The organism is Acinetobacter sp. GWC1_38_13, from assembly GCF_001767535.1.
Lineage (GTDB): Bacteria > Pseudomonadota > Gammaproteobacteria > Pseudomonadales > Moraxellaceae > Acinetobacter > Acinetobacter junii.
Genome location: NZ_MELG01000101.1, coordinates 1 through 1,276 on the forward strand (window position 1 = coordinate 1; position 1,276 = coordinate 1,276).

General features: G+C 42.2%; 3 protein-coding genes. All 3 read left to right on the top strand.

The window, feature by feature from the left end; all coding sequences use genetic code 11:
- A partial coding sequence (locus A2003_RS15075; RefSeq protein WP_502685959.1) for a J domain-containing protein occupies window positions 1-174 on the top strand: 174 nt, incomplete at its 5' end.
- 131 nt (window positions 175-305) lie between these two features.
- Complete coding sequence (locus tag A2003_RS10735; protein WP_353743765.1) at window positions 306-680, top strand: hypothetical protein; 375 nt, start codon at window positions 306-308, stop codon at window positions 678-680.
- A gap of 133 nt (window positions 681-813) precedes the next feature.
- A complete protein-coding gene (locus A2003_RS10740) occupies window positions 814-1,113 on the top strand; it encodes a hypothetical protein (RefSeq protein ID WP_075696204.1) in 300 nt (99 codons plus the stop codon).
- Window positions 1,114-1,276: the final 163 nt, after the last annotated feature.

Genomic DNA, 1,276 nt, shown 5'->3' on the forward strand with positions numbered 1-1,276 from the left:
CCTGAACAATTAGATCGACCAAGCCTCACGCTTGCCTACCGTCGTAAGATGGCTGACTTCCATCCTGACCAATACCAACAATTACCTTCAGCGGTGAGGCAATTGATTGAACAACAGGCGCAGCAGATCAATCAAGCACGCAGTTGTTTAGAAGCACTGCTAGCGTCTCTTTGACGGAAAATCAAAATAAAGAAATTTCAAATACATATTACCTATTTGAACAACCAGCACCAAGCGAACGCAATGAGTCGCTGACGACTGTCCAAACACAAATCAAGCCTTATCAAATAGAGGATAAAATAATGATGAATAGATTGAAGATTTTCCTATTGCCTATACTACTCATACTTCCTTTGAGCTTATCGGGATGTGGTACTGAATTTAATCCTGAACAAATGGAAGTTACGCTCAATACGGAATATAGCCCAGGCGGATTATACGATCGGACTTATGTGATCCTCACCATCCGTTCACTCGATGCAAATCCAATCACACTGAATAAAGTGGATGTGAATAATGGCCGTTGTGGATATACCGCACGCTACCGTAATCCCATTCAATTACCAGCACATTTCCAAATGGGCCAAGCCTTAGAGTTATATTTAAACTGCTCTTACGAATCGATTGTGAAAGTTGATATTGAAACAGATCAAGGTGCAGCAAGTTATCGCTTTAAATAACACGGCAAAACTCAGGACGAGTATCACTGTATAGCGCAAAAGCAAGCAAACAACCATGCCCAAATTGGGCATGGTTTTTTTATGCCTACAGAGAATGCTTGTCATCACTTTACTCACTGCGAGGACACTCATGATGAATCCCGTACATTGTCCTTATTGCCATTCAGATCAAGTGATCTTGAAAGCCACACAAGCGCATGGCCCTCAGTATTTTGAAAAAATCCTAGAAAACTTCTCACCCTTCACGATGGCTGTACTTGGAATAAAGCTGGCAAGAAGTGCGGGCATTCCCCCCTATGTCGGTGGATTGATTGGCGTAGTTGCAGGGGGCGTATTGATCTTGGTCAGTCAACATTACTTTTATCGACATTACCACGCGGCTCAACATTACCAATGTTTGCAATGCGGACAAAGCTTTGCAGTGGCTGATTAATGAATTACCTCATTCATCGCTGTCTCAACCCGAGCTGCAACACCCCTAAACACACTGCATTTTAAGTTTTAAACATCACATCTTTATTTTTATAGAGGAATTCTGCTCATGGCACATTTAGTTGAAACTATGGCATTCACAGGTCAAACCCCTTGGCATGGAT

Coding starts and splice junctions, on each gene's coding strand:
- A2003_RS10735 (WP_353743765.1), top strand. CDS start 306: ATGAATAGATTGAAGATTTTCCTATTGCCTATACTACTCATACTTCCT.
- A2003_RS10740 (WP_075696204.1), top strand. CDS start 814: ATGAATCCCGTACATTGTCCTTATTGCCATTCAGATCAAGTGATCTTG.